We start from the raw sequence: 3570 nt of genomic DNA, 5'->3' as shown, positions 1-3570 counted from the left end.
CTGCAGAAATTGAGCTTGACATAAAAAACAAGATTATGTTTACTGTAATCATGGAGCTTGTAATGGAAATAGATCTTGTTTACGTTTCATCTGATATGGGTATCTGTTCCATAGAATTTATAGGTGGATTCCTTTTTTTGAGGATGAAGCAGAATATAGATAGTGTATTAAGTAGCCGGTTAATCGGCTCACGTGAATCAATGAACGGGTAATTTGGCAACAGCGGAAATGTTTGCATAAAGACATTGAACTTTATACAACCATGATATCTGCTTGCCTACAAACAAGACAGGAGAAATAAGATGTCTGCACATACTTGTAAATCCACATCGCTCTTAGGAACGCAACTGAGATCTGCTGACAATACATTAGCAGATTGTGAACTATTTGATCTAATGGGGGGGGGGGGGTAATGCAACATTCAACCATTCATTAAGAAGGCATAAGATGAAAATACTATTTAAATTAGCTATAGTAAATGTAATAATATTGATTATACTTTCCTGCCCATTATACTCAATGCCAACCGCGACTGAATATATGTCCGGTATTCCCAGTTTTATGAAAGAAAGAAATGGCTATAGCTTCGGCAACTATATGGTTACAAATCAGGATAAAGTAGTAATACCTGTCTCTTTAGATGGGGCTGAGATTACGGATGTACTTCATCATAACACCATTCGGTTTTTCTTTGATGATGAAATAAACGGTTTTATTAAAAAACTGTATTTTGGTGATGATGAACATGATATCGCAAATAGATATACCAATTATCTTGACCATTCTTATGATGTTCCTGATGAAGGAGCGACATATTCGCTGATTCTTAAGTTATATCGTATTGATGATACTCATTATCGTGACATACCTTTCGATATTACGGTAAGCCAATTATGTAATGAACAGGCGACATTGATAGAAAATGAGGAAATCAAGTTGACTTATCAAATGTCCGACAATGCTGGCTTAGCTCGTAAACCACTTTTGTTCATTGAAGGCTTCGCCCTCACGGGGTCGACTGCAGCAGCCTCAATAATTTGTATGAATCAGAATTTTTTCATTGAGCTGCTTGACGATGGGTATGACGTCTTCGTGCTTACCTTTGGCAGTTCGAATCAAGATAGCTTGATCGATAATTCTCAGAGCGTTCTTGCCGCCTTGAATTACATCCAAACTCTTTCAAGCAATATGAATTCGACCCTTGAACCCATAAAGATAATCGGCTATTCAATGGGCGGGATTCTGGCAAGATTGGCCCTGAGTTATGCTGAAGAAGCGAACTTACCTCATTTTAGCAATTTCTTGATAACCTTGGATTCCCCCCACAGAGGAATTTTGATTAATGATAATGCTCAGAGTAGTTTAAATAGTGAACTAACTCAAGAAATATTACCTGAAAGCTTAGAATTAATGATTGAGCGTATCTTCCAATCACCTGCAGCAAAACAGATGATCCGGAATAATATATTTGGGACAAATGCCTATGTAAGCACTGGAAGTGAAGAATATAGAGAGATTTTTGGAATCTTGAACAATTCAGACAGTGGTGGTCAAGAACTTTTAAACGGTACTGGCTATCCACACAAGCAGAACTTAGTGCATAAATACGCTCTTGCCCTAGGATCGAATACTCTTTCTGGTAATGTAAATAACAACAACAACTTCGCAAATATTGGTTGGGAGCTTAGATGGGGTGGGTTAAGGCTCGATTCTGGAAATGTTACTAATATACCTTCGACATGGTACGATAAAACTCCGGCATCATTAGTCCCGATCCGACAGAAATACACCGAAGTTCTTGATCGTGATAACTGGTGGGACTTTCTTGATGAGTATATTAGCATGCCTAAAGTACACCTCGTATTATCACTAAGCTACATACCGCCAATGGTACCTACAATTTCAAGCCTGTGCATCGAGAGCACCCCCTTTACCTATGGACACTTCAATAGTCCGCTGCCTGCAAGCTTTTCAACTCCCTTTGATGATTATTATATATCATCTACTCCACAGTACCATAATACCATACCTGCAGATGCTGCAAGCTGGATGATGGATAAGCTGAACAGCACGGAACTCAGATCTATTGGCTACGCAAGCGGAACTGTATATTCAGAGGCGATTGCCTTCCCTGGAGCAACAATATCGGTAAAAAATATTCAAACTAACGAGACATATTACACTACAAGTAATGAACTAGGTGAATACTCGTTCCCCTTGTTCTACCTAAGTCCCTGTGAATACCAGATTACTATAGCAGGGGATGGTTACTATAGCTCTAAACAAACGCATTCAATCCAGCCAAACCACCTTGGAAACGCTGAACTGCCTAATACCACTCTTAGTAAGTTCAATCTGAACAATATAATCGTGAGTGTAAGTAATCCAACGTTTTTCTCTTCAATATCAGAGGCCCTGCTCCAGGTATATAATTTCTGCTCTACTGAAGCTTATAACTCAGAACCAGTAAAAATTAAAGTACTCTCTGGAACATACGACGATGATCTAAACTTATTTTGGCTGACGGCGGCTGGAGTCGAAAACTTTACTCTGGAAGGAATTGGGGATGTTACACTAAGTGGCAATAGTTGTGGGATAAGATTACTCATATCAGAGATTGACCAAATCGATAATGCCGTCTATACGATCAATAATCTTAAGATATCCGGCTTTGAGAAGGGACTGATATACAAGGACTATTACGAGGACTCATCTACATTACCTTACAATGGGCACATAACGCTGAATGTAATTAACTGCCGTTTTGAAGATTGTGGAAATAATGCACATAATTTTCCAGATGTCAGTGCGGCAGCTGTCCACTTTGAAGGAGCAGGAATAATTGAGAATTGTACATTTATCAACAACTCCATCAATGGTTCATACTATACCCCATATTCAAGCTACCTTACGGGCGGCATATTTGTTCGCAACGACAGTCAGGGTATGGTAAAAGTTAATAACTGCTTATTTGAAGGCAATTCTGGTGGAGAAGCAGGAGCTTTGGTCGTTACAGGTCTCGGTGAAGTTGTTGTTAGCAATAACAACTTCAAGGATAATGCATTAGTAAGCAGTAGTGAGACATTTGGGATGAAAGGGAAAGACCTGTCGGTGTACCTTGCGTCGAATACTGAAATACGGCATAACGTATTTGAAGGTGAGCAGGGCAGCTCCGTAGGTCTGAAGTCGTACGAAAGCCAACCGAGCAACCCTTGCAGTGATATTATATTTGAAAACAATACTATCTCCTACACGGTAAACGCCGGAAGTAATACACGTACTATCCTTAAATTCAAAATTTGCAGCGACCCTTCAATCCAGGATATTCAATTCCGCAATAATGTATTTATGAGTAATGTACCGAATATCTGTAGAGTAAGTAAGAGCATTGGCTATCATCCGGCGATATTTGAACACAATATCTTGTATAATGTAACTACCGCAGAAGCAAGCTTCGTGCTCAATACTACAGACCCTGATGAGCCATTGTATAACCATTTATGTAATCCCATGCTGAATACGAACTTCGTGCCTATTTGGAATGACACTATCATGTCCCCCTGCATCGAT

2 protein-coding genes are annotated in these 3570 nt (G+C 39.4%); both read left to right on the top strand.

Translation table 11 applies throughout. The features are described 5' to 3' along the window. Nucleotides 1-212: hypothetical protein (locus LHW48_06220; GenBank protein ID MCB5260054.1), on the top strand; the 212-nt coding region annotated here is incomplete at its 5' end. A gap of 235 nt (nucleotides 213-447) precedes the next feature. Further along, nucleotides 448-3570, top strand: a 3123-nt coding sequence (locus tag LHW48_06215; protein ID MCB5260053.1) for a carboxypeptidase regulatory-like domain-containing protein, incomplete at its 3' end; no start/stop codon positions are given.

The organism is Candidatus Cloacimonadota bacterium, from assembly GCA_020532355.1.
GTDB lineage: Bacteria > Cloacimonadota > Cloacimonadia > Cloacimonadales > Cloacimonadaceae > UBA5456.
Note: the sequence above shows the minus strand (reverse complement) of the source record. Positions and strands in the feature narration are given on the sequence as shown.